At 44.6% G+C, this 14,919-nt stretch carries 17 protein-coding genes; 13 read left to right on the top strand and 4 right to left on the bottom strand.

Annotation, left to right across the window (positions count from 1 at the left end; translation table 11 throughout):
- The 13 genes from R7E78_RS01025 to R7E78_RS00965 form a co-directional block, all read left to right on the top strand.
- The coding region (locus R7E78_RS01025) for a chemotaxis protein CheW (protein ID WP_318057581.1) at positions 1-870 on the top strand (870 nt) is incomplete at its 5' end.
- A gap of 35 nt (positions 871-905) precedes the next feature.
- Positions 906-1,400 carry a chemotaxis protein CheW gene (locus R7E78_RS01020; RefSeq protein ID WP_005380507.1) on the top strand — a complete coding sequence of 165 codons (495 nt, stop codon included), beginning with the start codon at positions 906-908 and terminating at the stop codon, positions 1,398-1,400.
- A gap of 13 nt (positions 1,401-1,413) precedes the next feature.
- Positions 1,414-1,908 (top strand): DUF2802 domain-containing protein, encoded by a 495-nt coding sequence (locus R7E78_RS01015; protein WP_031777229.1) that lies wholly within the window; start codon positions 1,414-1,416, stop codon positions 1,906-1,908.
- 290 nt (positions 1,909-2,198) lie between these two features.
- Positions 2,199-2,816 carry a cytochrome c biogenesis heme-transporting ATPase CcmA gene (gene ccmA / locus R7E78_RS01010; RefSeq protein ID WP_005380511.1) on the top strand — a complete coding sequence of 206 codons (618 nt, stop codon included), beginning with the start codon at positions 2,199-2,201 and terminating at the stop codon, positions 2,814-2,816.
- 1 nt (position 2,817) lies between these two features.
- Positions 2,818-3,486 carry a heme exporter protein CcmB gene (gene ccmB, locus R7E78_RS01005; RefSeq protein WP_005380512.1) on the top strand — a complete coding sequence of 223 codons (669 nt, stop codon included), beginning with the start codon at positions 2,818-2,820 and terminating at the stop codon, positions 3,484-3,486.
- A gap of 109 nt (positions 3,487-3,595) precedes the next feature.
- Positions 3,596-4,339 (top strand): heme ABC transporter permease, encoded by a 744-nt coding sequence (locus R7E78_RS01000; protein ID WP_005380513.1) that lies wholly within the window; start codon positions 3,596-3,598, stop codon positions 4,337-4,339.
- A gap of 11 nt (positions 4,340-4,350) precedes the next feature.
- Complete coding sequence (ccmD, locus tag R7E78_RS00995) at positions 4,351-4,557, top strand: heme exporter protein CcmD (protein ID WP_005380515.1); 207 nt, start codon at positions 4,351-4,353, stop codon at positions 4,555-4,557.
- Positions 4,554-5,039, top strand: coding sequence for a cytochrome c maturation protein CcmE (gene ccmE / locus R7E78_RS00990; RefSeq protein WP_005380516.1), 486 nt, complete (start codon positions 4,554-4,556; stop codon positions 5,037-5,039). Before ccmD ends, ccmE begins: the two co-directional genes overlap by 4 nt.
- Positions 5,036-7,012 (top strand): heme lyase CcmF/NrfE family subunit, encoded by a 1,977-nt coding sequence (locus R7E78_RS00985; protein WP_017635943.1) that lies wholly within the window; start codon positions 5,036-5,038, stop codon positions 7,010-7,012. Before ccmE ends, R7E78_RS00985 begins: the two co-directional genes overlap by 4 nt.
- Before the next feature lies 1 nt (position 7,013).
- Positions 7,014-7,568, top strand: coding sequence for a DsbE family thiol:disulfide interchange protein (locus R7E78_RS00980; RefSeq protein ID WP_005380518.1), 555 nt, complete (start codon positions 7,014-7,016; stop codon positions 7,566-7,568).
- Positions 7,565-8,050, top strand: coding sequence for a cytochrome c-type biogenesis protein (locus R7E78_RS00975; RefSeq protein ID WP_005380519.1), 486 nt, complete (start codon positions 7,565-7,567; stop codon positions 8,048-8,050). Before R7E78_RS00980 ends, R7E78_RS00975 begins: the two co-directional genes overlap by 4 nt.
- Complete coding sequence (gene ccmI / locus R7E78_RS00970; protein WP_017820807.1) at positions 8,050-9,264, top strand: c-type cytochrome biogenesis protein CcmI; 1,215 nt, start codon at positions 8,050-8,052, stop codon at positions 9,262-9,264. The genes R7E78_RS00975 and ccmI overlap by 1 nt, the downstream gene beginning before the upstream one ends.
- A gap of 216 nt (positions 9,265-9,480) precedes the next feature.
- Complete coding sequence (locus tag R7E78_RS00965; RefSeq protein WP_005380523.1) at positions 9,481-10,254, top strand: VacJ family lipoprotein; 774 nt, start codon at positions 9,481-9,483, stop codon at positions 10,252-10,254.
- Between the two features lie 74 nt (positions 10,255-10,328).
- Here R7E78_RS00965 and R7E78_RS00960 read toward each other — a convergent pair whose 3' ends face one another.
- The 4 genes from R7E78_RS00960 to R7E78_RS00945 all read right to left on the bottom strand — a co-directional run bounded on the left by R7E78_RS00960 (position 10,329) and on the right by R7E78_RS00945 (position 14,811).
- The gene (locus R7E78_RS00960; RefSeq protein WP_047104363.1) at positions 10,329-11,645 is read right to left on the bottom strand and encodes an outer membrane protein transport protein; all 1,317 of its coding nucleotides are present in this window, start codon (positions 11,643-11,645) and stop codon (positions 10,329-10,331) included.
- 309 nt (positions 11,646-11,954) lie between these two features.
- On the bottom strand, positions 11,955-13,214 hold the full coding sequence (locus R7E78_RS00955; RefSeq protein ID WP_005384451.1) for an outer membrane protein transport protein: 1,260 nt from the start codon (positions 13,212-13,214) through the stop codon (positions 11,955-11,957).
- 297 nt (positions 13,215-13,511) lie between these two features.
- Positions 13,512-14,243, bottom strand: coding sequence for a DUF3379 domain-containing protein (locus R7E78_RS00950; RefSeq protein ID WP_033907380.1), 732 nt, complete (start codon positions 14,241-14,243; stop codon positions 13,512-13,514).
- The gene (locus R7E78_RS00945; protein WP_033907378.1) at positions 14,236-14,811 is read right to left on the bottom strand and encodes a sigma-70 family RNA polymerase sigma factor; all 576 of its coding nucleotides are present in this window, start codon (positions 14,809-14,811) and stop codon (positions 14,236-14,238) included. The genes R7E78_RS00950 and R7E78_RS00945 overlap by 8 nt, the downstream gene beginning before the upstream one ends.
- Positions 14,812-14,919 lie beyond the last annotated feature (108 nt).

The following is a 14,919-nucleotide window of genomic DNA, read 5'->3' as shown; positions in this document are numbered from 1 at the left end:
CCAGAATTACAGCTACAATACTCGGAGCCGGAAACTTACCAGTTTCAAGAAGCGTACCCGCCAGAATTGGAAGCCCCAAATCTGGAAGATGTGCAAAGGTTATTAAGTCAGCTTGAAGCAAGCAACCCAGTGGCTGAGTTGGATATTGATAGTATTCTTGAACAAAATACGATTGATATTGCAGCAGAGATAAAAGCGGCTGAGCCTGAGGTACAAACCTTTAGTGAGGTGCCTGAGCTTCAGGGTGTTGAGGAAATACAGGACTGGGTGATTGATGAGCCAGTTTTTGAGGAAACTCAACCAGAGGTGGATGAACCTCACGCAGTGATCGAACAAAGTATCAATATAGAATCGAACGTCGATACTGAACTCGAAACACAAGCAGATTCCGATATACCAACGATCTGGGAAAGCACGAAGCGAAGTGAGGACTTCCAAGTTCTTTACTTTGATGTGAATGGTGTCACGTTTGCTGTACCTCTTGATGAGTTAGGTGGTATTCATCGCATTAGCGAGCTTAACCATTTGATAGGAAAACCCGCCTGGTATTTGGGGCTACAAACAAATCGCGAGCAGCAGTTTGATGTCGTCGATACCGCGAAATGGGTGATGGCAGATAAGCTTCGTGATGATAGCTATAAAGATAACTACCAATATGTCGTCATGCTTGGTGAGAGCATGTGGGGGTTGGCCAGTAACCAATTAATGGGGACTGAAACGCTTAATATCGACAAGGTTCGCTGGCGTGAGCAGGCGGGTAAACGCCCTTGGCTAGCGGGCATGGTAAAAGAAAAAATGTGTGCCTTAATTCATGTTCAGGCGCTCATTGACATGCTAAACGCCGGTTTAGATGTCAAATCACTGAATTAGATTTAAGTCGGGAACGACATTAACGAGGATTAACTATGTCTCAAGCTTTTGAAGTAGAAGTGAAGAAAGATGCATCGAATGACGAAGTTCTTCAGTGGGTGACGTTCCAGCTAGAAGAAGAAACGTACGGCATCAACGTAATGCAAGTTCGTGAAGTACTTCGTTATACTGAAATTGCCCCTGTTCCAGGTGCGCCAGATTATGTACTTGGTATCATCAACCTGCGCGGTAATGTAGTTACTGTTATCGATACACGTTCACGTTTTGGCCTGATGGAAGGTGAAGTCACCGACAACACTCGTATTATTGTGATCGAGTCTGAGCGTCAAGTGATTGGTATCTTAGTAGATAGCGTGGCAGAAGTCGTTTATCTGCGTTCTTCTGAAATTGATACGACGCCTTCAGTTGGTACCGACGAGAGTGCGAAGTTCATCCAGGGTGTGAGCAACCGTGACGGCAAGCTTCTTATCCTTGTGGATTTGAACAAGCTGCTAACAGATGACGAGTGGGACGAGATGGCTCACCTTTAATGGCTGAATGATGATGGCTGAAGAGACTCTTTTATCTGCTCCATTCCTTGCGGGTGGCGTCGCTTTTATCGTGTTAGTATTGGTTGTTTTGCAACTGCGGATTCGCTCGGGGTTACAAAAGCAGTTAGACCAACAACGAGCTCAATCTCGACACGCAGATAAAGAAGTGCAAAAGTTGAGTAAGCAGTTACTCGAAGTGCGCTCGGTTGTCGTTGGTCTTGGACAAAAAGTGACGGAGCAACAAGACATTATTCAGCACTTAAACGAGAGAATTCGCGAACTCGAACACGCTGATACTGATGGTCGCTTGTACAGTCGTGCTTCTAAAATGGTACAGCTTGGCGCTGATATCAACGAGCTGATTGAAGAGTGCGAACTACCAAAAGCCGAAGCTGAGTTGATGCTTTCACTGCAGAAGAAACTGGCGGGGAAAGAGAAGATTCCACCATTAAGTGGTCAGCCATCAGATGACGCAGAATATCCAACGCGTGGACGTCGTCGACGCTAAAGGTTATCAAGCGATAAAAAAGAGGCGTTATTACGCCTCTTTTTTCGTTTTTAGCCGCTAACGGTCTTCTTAAATACAACCCTAGATAACCTTCAGTCGATCTTGCTCTTAGCTCTGGCCTCTCAAATTCAAAATGAGCGCTTATAACTACTTATAGTTAATTTTATTAAAATGTGATGATTAATTAACAAAAATACATGAACTTACATGTAACCTAGCCCTCTTATCCTGTTTTGTCATAACTAAGCTGTGCTAATATAGCGGCTCGTTCATTTTTTAGTTGAAGCTCTATGTTAGAAGTGTCTAACCTGACAGCAATCCGTGATGAAAGGGTTCTGTTTGAAAACCTGCAGTTTGAAATTAAGCCTGGTGAATTGGTCCAGATCGAAGGGCGTAATGGTACTGGTAAAACTACATTGCTACGGATTGTGACAGGGTTAGGTGATAGAGAAGAAGGTGTCATTAAATGGAAAGGCGAAGAGGTTGAAAAATCTCGTGATGTTTTCCATCAAGATCTGCTTTTCTTAGGACATCAAACAGGAGTGAAACGAGAGCTTACCGCATTAGAAAACTTACGTTTTTATCAATCTATTCAAAATAATCGCTCTTCAGACGAAGAAATCTTCATCGCTTTGACTCAAGTAGGATTAGCTGGTCGAGAAGATGTGCCTGTAGCACAACTTTCCGCAGGTCAGCAACGACGAGTCGCATTGGCAAGGTTATGGCTCAGTAAGCAAATTTTATGGATTTTAGATGAGCCGTTGACTGCCATTGATAAGCAAGGCGTCAAGGTGCTTGAATCTTTGTTCGCAAGTCATGCTGATAATGGCGGTATTGTTGTCTTGACGACGCATCAAGATATGTTTGCGGACAGCCCGAAACTTAGAAAAATAAAGCTGGGTGACTGATATGATTTCATCGATGACCACCATCATTCGTCGTGAGCTCCTAATCGCATTTCGCCGTCAGGCAGACATTCTGAACCCGCTGTGGTTCTTTATTATTGTCATTACTCTCTTTCCTCTGAGTATTGGACCAGAACCTAATTTGTTAGCACGTATTGCAGCGGGCATCGTTTGGGTTGCCGCATTGCTGTCCGCCTTATTATCATTAGAGCGTCTATTTCGTGATGATTTTCAAGACGGTGCACTAGAACAAATGATGCTAATGCCGATTCCATTGCAACTTGTAGTGGTTTCAAAGGTCATAGCACATTGGTTGTTAACAGGGTTACCTCTGATTTTAATTAGCCCATTATTGGCGGTTTTACTTTCGCTCGACTTCAATACTTGGCTATCGGTTGTATTAACCTTGATGATCGGTACACCAACACTAAGTTTTATTGGCGCCATTGGTGTGGCGTTGACTGTTGGGTTGCAAAAGGGTGGCGTTCTTTTGAGTTTGCTTATTCTTCCGCTCTACATCCCAATTTTGATTTTCGCAACATCGGCAATTGATGCTGCGGCACTCGGTATGGCGTATAACGGTCAACTAGCGATTTTAGGTGCGATGCTAATGGGGGCGATGACATTAACGCCTTTTGCCATCAGTGCCGCATTGCGAGTTAGTGTTAACTAACTCAATAAAGTGCCAATGAAGCGGCGCTTGATCAAAGAATTATTATTAAAGCACTGCTACGGTCTCAACCCTTTAGACAGTGTCCCTGAAGTAAGAGTGAGAACAAAACATGTGGAAATGGCTACATCCTTATGCCAAGCCAGAAGCAGCTTATCGTTTGAGTGGTAAGTTTCTGCCTTGGTTTTCTGTATTGGCCCTCGTATGCTTATCGGTTGGTACGGTTTGGGGGCTTGCATTTGCGCCTTCAGATTACCAACAAGGTGACAGTTTCCGAATCATCTACATTCATGTCCCATCAGCTATTTGGTCTATGGGCGTTTATATGTCGATGGCGATCGCTGCATTTATTGGCCTAGTATGGCAAGTTCGCCTATCTGATATGGCGGCACTTGCGATGGCTCCGATTGGTGCAGTATTTACTTTTATTGCTCTACTTACAGGTGCTGTTTGGGGCAAGCCTATGTGGGGCACTTGGTGGGTATGGGATGCCCGTCTTACATCTGAATTGATTCTTCTATTTCTCTACCTTGGTGTGATTGCGCTTTACCATGCGTTTGACGATCAAAAAACCGCCGCAAAAGCCGCTGGTATCTTAGCGATCGTAGGCGTAGTAAACCTACCTATCATTCACTTTTCCGTGGAATGGTGGAACACGCTTCATCAAGGTGCGACGATCACGAAATTTGAGCAACCTTCTATTTCATCCGACATGCTTTGGCCGTTATTGCTGAACATCTTTGGCTTTGCGTTCTTCTTTGGTGCCGTGACGATGGTCCGTTTTCGTAACGAAATCATCAGTAAAGAAAGTCACCGCCCCTGGGTGCGCAAACTCGCAACAGAACAAACTCAGTGAGGTAACTGATTATGCATTTTGAATCTCTGAGCGACTTTTTTGCCATGGGTGGCTACGCATCATACGTATGGAGTGCGTTTGGTATTACTTTCTTATCCATGCTGATTCTTCTGATCACTAGCCTTCGCCGCGGTGATGCATTATTGAAAGAAGTGAAAGCAAAAATTGACCGTCAAGCTCGTATCGACGCAGCGAAGAACATGGAGAACACCTTATGAACCCGAGACGTAAAAAGAGGCTAGGTATTGTACTAGCGATCTTTATCGGTATTAGTGCCACCATTGGTTTGATACTTTATGCGCTTAACCAAAATATGGACCTTTTCTATACTCCAACGGAATTGGTTAATGGTAAGCCAGATGGCACCAAGCCAGAAGTAGGCCAGCGTCTGCGTATCGGTGGAATGGTGGTTGTGGGCTCAGTTCGTCGAGATCCTAATTCTTTGAAAGTGAGTTTTGACCTGCACGATGTCGGTCCGAAAGTGACGATTACCTATGACGGTATTCTTCCTGACTTGTTCCGTGAAGGGCAGGGTATTGTTGCTCAAGGTGTACTGAAAGATGCCACGACAGTTGAGGCATTTGAGGTCCTAGCGAAGCACGATGAAGAATACATGCCACCAGAAATTGCAGAAGCGATGAAGAAAACGCATGAACCGCTTCAATACAGCACCGAACAGAAACAAGGAAGCGGCCAATGATTGCTGAAATCGGTCACTTTGCTCTCATTCTTTCGCTTGCAATGGCTGTGCTGTTGAGCGTATTGCCATTGTGGGGAGCATCGAATAATAACACCATGCTCATGAACACAGCGCGACCGCTATCTTGGTCTATGTTCCTGATGCTGTTGTTCTCTTTCGCCATTTTATGTTGGGGATTTTATACCAACGACTTCACGTTACAGTATGTAGCGAGCAACTCGAATAGTCAGCTTCCTTGGTACTACCGTTTAACCGCAGTATGGGGTGCGCACGAAGGTTCACTGTTGCTATGGGTTTTAATCCAAGCTGCTTGGACTGTCGCTGTAGCGACGTTTAGTCGTGGTATGCCGCAAGAGTCGGTTGCACGTGTACTTGCTGTTATGGGCATGATCTCAGTGGGTTTCCTACTGTTTATCATCCTAACGTCAAACCCATTCCTACGCACGTTACCGTTCTTCCCGGTTGACGGACGTGACTTGAACCCTCTGCTTCAAGACCCTGGTTTGATTGTTCACCCGCCAATGCTTTACATGGGCTATGTTGGTTTCTCGGTTGCATTCTCTTTTGCTATCGCATCCCTAATGACCGGACGCCTTGATACGGCTTGGGCTCGTTGGTCTCGTCCTTGGACAACCGCCGCATGGGTATTCTTAACACTTGGTATCGCACTAGGTTCTTGGTGGGCTTACTACGAACTTGGCTGGGGTGGCTGGTGGTTCTGGGACCCAGTAGAAAACGCATCATTCATGCCTTGGTTAGCGGGTACCGCATTAATGCACTCTCTTGCCGTGACAGAAAAACGCGGCACATTTAAAGCGTGGACGGTACTATTGGCAATCTCTGCATTTTCGTTGAGTTTGTTGGGCACCTTCTTAGTCCGTTCCGGTATTTTAGTATCGGTGCACGCGTTCGCGTCTGACCCGTCGCGCGGTATGTTTATTCTAGGCTTCCTCGTTTTCGTTATCGGCGGCTCTTTATTGCTGTTTGCCGTAAAAGGGGCAGCAGTGCGTGTACGAGGTAACTTCGACTTAGTCTCACGTGAAAATGCGCTCTTAGCCAACAACGTATTACTTATCGCCGCTCTTGTTGTGGTGTTAGTGGGGACACTGTTGCCGCTCGTACACAAGCAGCTTGGTTTGGGGTCGGTCTCTATCGGTGCGCCATTCTTTGACATGCTATTTGCGTGGTTAATGATGCCATTTGCTTTTCTGCTTGGTATTGGTCCTCTTATTCGCTGGAAGCGAGACAATTTATCTAAACTAGTGAAGCCAATGCTCGTTTCAGGTGTGCTTGCTTTCGCCTTGGCCGCGCTATGCGTGTACCTGTTTGCCGATTTCTTCTCAACCATGGCTTACATTGGTTGGGTGATGGCGATTTGGATTATTGCGATGCATGGCTTTGAACTGTACGAGCGCGCAACGCACCGTCATAGCTTTAGTGAAGGTGTTCGCAAGCTGCAACGTAGCCACTGGGCAATGATGTTGGGTCATGTTGGTCTGGCGGTATCTGTTATCGGTATTGCGATGGTACAGAACTACAGCATCGAGCGTGATGTACGTTTAGCACCTGGTGAACACTTCCAAATTCAAGGCTATGATTTCTATTTCTCAGGCTTGCGTGATAAAGATGGTCCAAACTACGATGGCTACATCGCAGACTTTGAGATCACACACGATGGCAAATACGTGAATACGCTTCACGCAGAGAAGCGCTTCTACCGTACGGCTAAGTCTATGATGACTGAAGCAGCCATTGACCGTGGTATTAGCCGCGACTTATACATTGCAATGGGTGAACGTTTAGACGACAACCGATCTTGGGCTGTTCGTATTTACTATAAACCGTTCGTTCGTTGGATTTGGGCTGGCTCTTTGATTATGGCATTAGGCGGCGCACTAGCGATTTCTGATAAACGCTACCGCTTCCGTAAATCGCCGAAGAAAAATGCGAAGTCAAAAGAGCAGGAGGCATAACATGAATAAGAAAATCTTATTTATTCCGCTTGTCGCTTTCATGATTTTAGCGGGCATTTTCGCAACCCAATTAATGCGTAACCAAGAGGGCGATGATCCAACTAAATTGGAGTCGGTTTTGGTTGGCAAGCCAGTTCCTGAATTTCATTTAGAAGACCTGGCTGAGCCTGGAAAACAGTACGACCAATCAATTTTTAAAGGTGAACCGTTGCTCTTGAACGTTTGGGCAACGTGGTGCCCAACGTGTTATGCAGAGCATAAATACCTAAACGAATTGGCGGGTAAGGGCGTTAAGATCATCGGTATGAATTACAAAGATGATCGTAATAAAGCAATAGGTTGGCTGAATGATCTCGGCAACCCGTACTTGATCAGCCTATTTGATGGCAGTGGTATGCTTGGCCTTGACCTTGGTGTTTATGGTGCTCCAGAAACATTCATTATTGATGCAAATGGTGTGATTCGCTATCGCCATGTAGGGGATGTAAACCCACGTAATTGGTCAGAAACACTGGAGCCGCTTTACAACAAATTGGTTGAGGAGGCGAAGCAATGAGAAAGCTAATTCTTGCCGTTTTTGCTGCGATGACATTATCTCTTGCTGCTCATGCGGCCATTGAAGTGTACGAGTTTGATAATTTGGAACAAGAACAGCAGTTCAAAGAGTTAAGCCATACGCTCCGTTGCCCTAAATGTCAGAACAACACGATCTCGGATTCTAATGCTGAACTTGCTCAGGACTTACGCCATAAGGTGTACGAAATGACCAAAGAAGGTAAGTCCAAAGATGAGATTGTTGATTACATGATCGCCCGTTACGGTAACTTCGTGACTTACAACCCACCATTTACGGTCGCGACTGCGATTTTGTGGCTAGGGCCACTCGCTGTAGTACTGGGTGGTTTTGGTTTGATTGTGCTGCGTAGCCGTAAATCTAAAGTTAAGGCAAAAGCGAGCAGTGACGAGCAATGGGATGAGCAAAAAGAAGCTCGTTTAAAAGCATTGCTTGAAGAAGAGAACAACGGAGATAAGAAGTAATGACACTATTTTGGATTTCCACCGTTGCTCTCACGCTTATTGCTTGTGCGCTGGTGGCTTTGCCGCTGCTTAAACAAAAAGCGAACAATGATGATGTGTTACGCGATGAGCTCAACAAGGCATTTTATAAAGACCGACTATCTGAGCTTGCAGAAGAAACTGACGAAGGTCTTGTTGAAAGTGAAGACGAACTGATTTCTGATCTAAAGCAATCACTGCTTGACGATATCCCTGGTGATAAAGCGCAAAAAGAAACCAAGGTTTCTCCAATCGCGGTTTTAGTTCCATCGGTAATTCTGACAGTGGTGCTGAGCTATGGTTTGTATTATAAATTTGGCGCGTCAGACGATATTGTTCAATGGCAAGAAGTGTCTGCAAATCTACCTGAGTTATCGAAAAAGCTGATGTCGGCTTCTTCTGAGCCGCTGAGTGACGATGAAATGGCGGATTTGACCCTTGCCCTTCGAACTCGCTTACATTACCAGCCGGAAGACTCGACAGGTTGGTTACTGCTAGGTCGTATTGCGTTAGCAAATCGTGATGTCACCACAGCTATCGATGCGATGGAAAAATCGTACCGCCTAGAGCCAAAAGACCCAGATGTGATGTTGGGTTATGCACAAGCTCTGATGCTGTCTCAAGAGGAAATGGATCAAGCGACGGCTCGCTCATTACTCGGCAAGCTGATGCAGCAAGACTATGTCGATCTGCGTGTGTTTTCTTTGTTAGCGTTCGATGCGTTTGAGCGTCAAGACTTCCCGGCAGCCATCAAGTACTGGGGAATCATGCAGCAAATGATTGGTCCAGAAGATAGCCGCTACGAGATGTTGTCACGCAGTATTGAGAGTGCTCGTAAGCAAATGGGCGAAGCGGTTTCACCGGATAAGAGTGTAGCTGTGACAATTAATGTGGCACCAAATGCTCAGTTGGATCCAAACGCAGTTCTGATTGTGTCAGTACATCGTTCAGATGGCTCCCCAATGCCTGTGGCTGCTGCTCGTTATCCGCTAGGTACTTTCCCTCGCACAGTCGTATTAGATGATGGCAATGCCATGATGCAAGGGCAAAAGTTATCTTCACTCGATAAGCTAATCGTCCGTGTGCGTGTAGATTCTGACGGTAACGTAGCAACGCGTGATCAAGATTGGCACGGAGAAAGTGACGTCGTTGAATTTGGCGCACCAGTAGAAGTGACCATTGATCAGCAGTATTAATTGTTAACATCTGTCTCTGAAACATGACAACGAGGTAGAGTCAGTTGCCTTTAGTGGTATGACTCTAAACGATCGAGTAGAATACCGAAGGCCAGCGATTGCTGGCCTTTATTTATTCCCATATCTGAGTCATCTTTACTATGTATCCTGCTCAACATACGTACTATGGTTAATCGGGGTGACTTAGGTACATTAATAGTCGTTATGGAAAATAAAATGTATAACAAGGGTAAATCTACCTTCTTGTTGCTGTTAGCCGTTGGACTGGTTGGCTGTTCAAGTGCGCCTGATGAAGCAGTAACAGGACAAGAAACAAATCAAACGACTTCTGATGTGTATGACCCGTTGGAAGGCTTTAACCGAACCATGTGGGAACTCAACTACGAATATTTAGATCCGTATTTGGTTCGTCCTGTATCACTTGCGTATGTAGAATACACGCCAGTTCCTATTCGTTCTGGTATTGCTAACTTCTTATCGAACTTAGATGAGCCAGCAAGCATGGTTAATAACTTAATCATGGGTAATGGTACGAAAGCCGTGGACCACTTTAACCGTTTTTGGATTAACTCGACGTTCGGTATTTTCGGTTTATTCGATATTGCAAGTGCCGCTGGTATTACGAAGTACGACGAGAAAGCGTTCAGTGATGCAGTAGGCCACTATGGTGTTGGAAATGGCCCTTACTTCATGGTTCCAGGTTATGGTCCGTATACCTTACGTGAAGTGACAGATACCGTAGATAGTACGTATTTACCCCTCTCTTATCTCAACTTCTGGGCGAGTTTGGGTAAGTGGGCGTTTGAAGGCATGGAGAAGCGTGCTTTATTAGTGCCGCAAGAAGCGCAGCTAGACTCGTCGCCGGATCCATATATTCTAACTCGCGATGTTTATATCCAGCGTCAAAACTTTAAAGCAGAAGTTGAAACGGTAGAAGAAGTTAACATCGAAGAAGAAGAGTATTTAGACGAATACCTAGAAGACTTTTAAGCGTTGTTCTTCACAATAGAGAAATGAAAAAAGGCTTAGCTGATGCTAAGCCTTTTTTGTATTTTGCAGCTTGGTTAGAAACGGTAGTTTGCTTGAACACCGATTAGCCAAACATTACCCGTAGTTTCGCCTACAAATTGGCCACCGACTTGTTCTGCAGTGTCGTCTGACTTGTAACCACGAGACTCAACGATTGGTGCGTCTTTCGCAAAAATATAGGTGAAGCCAGCGTCTAGGCTGAAGTCTTTCGTCCAATCGTACGTTGCGCCAATACTTAGCCAAGTGCGGTCAGTTTCTGGAATAGTGATCGTACGGTTTTTGTCGCTTACCGCTGAAGTATCGTATGCAATACCAGTGCGTAGCGCTAGCTTAGGATCAAGCTGGTAAGTGGCACCAACAGCAAAGCGATAGTTGTCTTCCCAGTTTTCTACTTTAACCATATGCGTGCCAGCAGTATCTAGACGTGCTTCCAATTTCTCGAAAGAGCTCCAATCCGTCCAGTTAACGCTTGCGTGTAATGCAAGTTGGTCTGTTACTTGGTGGAAGCTTGCCAACTCAGCTGTTGCAGGCAGGTTTAGATACATGTAGCCGTTGTCGCGTTCAGAAGTACCGAAGCCAAAACCAAGACCTTCAGCATGGCCTTCAAGCTTCAGTTCAACTTCAGATTTGTACGCGAATCCGATACGGTTATTTTCATTGATCTGCCATGCTGTACCAACTTGCCAGCCCCAAGCGGTATCGTCACCTTCCATGTATTTTAGAGCGGTACCTTGAGGAACACTGATTGGTTGATTAGTTTCAGGGTTTAACCCTACAACGTTATTCTTAGGAGCTGCTGCGCCAAAGCTGCCTTCGCCGATGATGTAACGGATACCACCACCAACGCTGATCGATTCATTGACTTTGTAAGCTGCGTTTAAGTTCGCTTCCATTGTCGTTACGCTTGCTTCATTACCGAAGTGCGAGGCACCAAAGCCTTTACCTAAATCGGTTTCCATGCCGTAGTTGGTGCCAAATGCCAAACCAATCGCGAATTTCTCATTATATTGGTGTGATAGGTAGAAGTTTGGAATGATTGCATCATGTGCGAAGTCATCTGAAGATGCAGAAGAAGTGCTACCGTGGAAGTTTACATCACCTTCAATATCAATATTTGGGTTCACATAGATTGCACCAACGGACACTTGAGTGCCTTCCAAATAAGTTAGCATTGCTGGGTTACGCCATTGTGCACTTGCGTTGTCAGCCATTGCAGCTTCACCAGCATATGCTCGACCTAGGCCTGTTGCAGAATATTCAGCAAGTTGGAAACCTGCTGCGTTAGCCATGCCCGTTGTGCCAAGTAGGCTTAATGCCACTGCTGTTGATAGAAGAGTCTTGTTGGTTTTCATTCGAATGTTCGCTGATTTGTTTATAACGTGGGACGAAAGTTTAAAGGTAGAGTTTTTACTTTAGAAATGAAAATCCAGCGTAAGTGGTCATTTGGAATATTATCCTTTCAAATGTTATTTGTGCGGTTTAATAATCTAACTGTGAAAGGCTTGTAAACGGAATTCAGCGAACAGCTGTGCGTCCTAATTGTGAGATTTAGATACACGTGTTCACTCAAATTGAGTGGGCAATAAATCGCAGATATGAAAAAAGGCTGGAAATCCAGCCTTTTATATAAAGTATTTTTCTACTAACTAACAGCGAAGCGTTTAGAAGCTACGGCTGTATTGTAAGCCGAATAGAATTGCATCAGCATGAGTTGTTGCTGTTACACCGGTAGAAAGACCAGGAGCTAATTGAGTATTCTCATTAACTTTTACATCTTCACCTAACAAGTACGTGAAGCCAAAATCGATGTTTGAGCTATTATCAATATGGTAAGAGAAACCTGTGGAGAACCACTGGCGATCCGAGTCTGGTACCGAGATAGACGTTACTTTATCTTGAGCGCTTGTGTCGTACATGTAACCAGCACGAAGTGTCCAGTTGTTGTTTAGGTAGTAAGTACCACCAATTGCGTAGTGCCAGCCATCTTGCCATTGATAGTCTTTCGAGTAACCACCTTTAAGTAAACCCTGATTTAGGTTCTCAAAATCAATTTGGTCGAAATCTTTCCAGCCGATGTATTGGATGCTGTAGTGTACAGCAAATTTAGTGTCTTGGATTTTGTGGAAACCGGAAAACTCGGCCATATCTGGTAGAGGTAGCGTGATTTCCTGACCTTTGTCGTCTTTCGCCGTAAATTCAGGGCTGTAACGATACGCTAGACCAAAACGGTTGTTTTCATCTAGTTCGTACACAGTACCTACGTTAAAACCAACAGCCCAACCATCAGCTTTATCTACGTCCAGAATTTTTTGACCGCCAACCCTTGGGACTGAAGAGCTAGTTGTACGCTTCATTGTGCCTTGGCCGTAGATTAAATCTAAACCAGCACCAAAGCTCCATTGTTCGTTTAAACGGTAAGAACCCGCCAATCCAAAGTTGAAGCTTTTTACATCCGTAAGACCACCGTACTCTGTTGCAGTGTAGTTATCTGAAAATTCAGTTTTAGTGCCGAAATTAGAGTATGCGTTTACGCCCCATGCAAACTTGTCATTTACTGGAACGATTAGGTGAATGTTTGGAGCTATTGACGTATCACCCACATCATCAGTATCAGCAACACTTACAGTATTGGAGCCCAAAGGAGTATTAACGTTATATTTCGCATCTTTCACTTCAATCATTGAAGTAATGCTTTCGAAACCTAGCGACAGTTCCATTTTATCAAACAGAGCCATTGCTGCTGGGTTACGAGCCATTACTGCTGCATTATCTGCGATTACCGCATCACCAGCAAATGCACGGCCGATGCCAGTTGCTGATTGAGCGTTGATTTGGAAACCCGCTGCCATCGATTGACCTGAGGCAAAAGCTACCGTTACTGCTAGGAGAGTCTTTTTAAACAGACGCGTGTTCTGAGTCATTTGTTTTTCCTTATTAGATTCGTCTCTTTGGACGATAAATTGAGCTTTTGCTCAGTGGCGCAGATAGTAGTATCAATAGTTGCTTGGACAAATCCGACCATTGGATAAAATTGAATAAAAATTGCAGAAATGATGTCTAAAAGACGGGAAATTGCACTTAAAATGCATAATTTAGAGTTTAAGCTCTAAATGTGATAGGGGTGGTGAATGTTTTGTGTTCTATTTATACAAAAATGCCGCTAAATAAGATCATTTAGCGGCATTTAACCTTTTGAAGGCTGGAAATCGTCGAAGTTGTTACATCGGCTTAATCATTGATGCAAGAGTCGTAGCGAGCGCATCAATATTTTCACCTTCTTCCCCGACTAAAATCAGGCTTGAACTCCCGACGGGCTGAACGATTCCGGTCATGCCATCCTTACTAAAGTCGGTACTTTGTTCGCTTGGAATACCAGTAATAAATAACGTTACTTTACCTTTTGGACCTTGGAACACCATATGCACCGCATTGGATTCGCCAAAACCGCAGTGGTTTAGGTAGTAAACGTGATATGGAAAGTTTTCACTAAACTGGTAATGAAATGGCGACATTTTCGCATTAATTTGCGAGCTCGGTACATCCTCATCAAGATGACGAACAAACGGTTCTTCATGAATAACGTGTTTCATCGCGGTATCCGCTAAACTGGCTTGTGCTGGAGACACCAAAACATTTCCCCAGTTTACTTGGCCAACTAATAACCCTGCGGTGAACGCAATAGAAGCGGCAAGTGCCATTGCTTTGCGGACAAAGTTTGGTCTTACGACCTTCTCTTCATCAAGTGCACTCGACGTCTGGCTAAATAAAATCTTATCTGCGAGATCTTCGGGTACATCCACATTCATGGCTTGTTTAATTTTTACATCGAGATCCAAAACGTCATCAACAAACTTATTGTTGGCGTCGCTACCAGCTAAAGCTTGCAGAATCTCTTCATCCTTTTGTTTTGGATCCGACAAAATACGACGACGAAATTCTAAATCATCCATTCTTTTGTCCTCTCTTGGTATCTTGAGAATCCAACATCTCTTTAAGTTGATTACGAGCGCGAAATAGTCGAGTCATCACTGTGTTTTTATTTAAATCAAGAATGTCACCAATTTCTTCTCCACTGAAACCACCAACAACTTGGAGAAATAAAGGCTCACGGTATTCAACATCGAGCTTCATGATCTGTGCCTGCAGCCATTCTTGCTGATGATGTGGTTCATCGCTGACTTTAGCATCATTGCCGTAATCATCGATATCAACTAAATCAAATTGTTTACGTTCGAAGCGGCGCGCGTTTTCTCGTCTCAATATTGTGATGAGCCAAGACTTGGCAGCTTTTTCGTCCTGGAGGCTATCGAGTGACTTCCAAGCTCTAAGACAGGTTTCCTGAACTAGATCTTCCGCGACCGCTTTATCTTTGCACAACCAATATGCGTAGCGGTACAAGTCACGATGATACCCTCGGACGAGCGCTTCGTATTTTCTTTGCTTGTCCATATCAGAGTTGACCGGACTGTTGGAATTTTTCTTTCCAAACATTTTTAATATGGCCACAGGAGCCTCCATCCTCGCTCTGTGAGTTTCTTATTTGTTCTGAGCATGACTTTACTTGCTTCATCGCCTAGCGGTTTTGGTTGCAGGATTTGTCATGCAACCCCTTTGACACAATAAGCC

The sequence above is a fragment of the Vibrio sp. YT-19(2023) genome (genome assembly GCF_033337395.1).
Note: the sequence above shows the minus strand (reverse complement) of the source record. Positions and strands in the feature narration are given on the sequence as shown.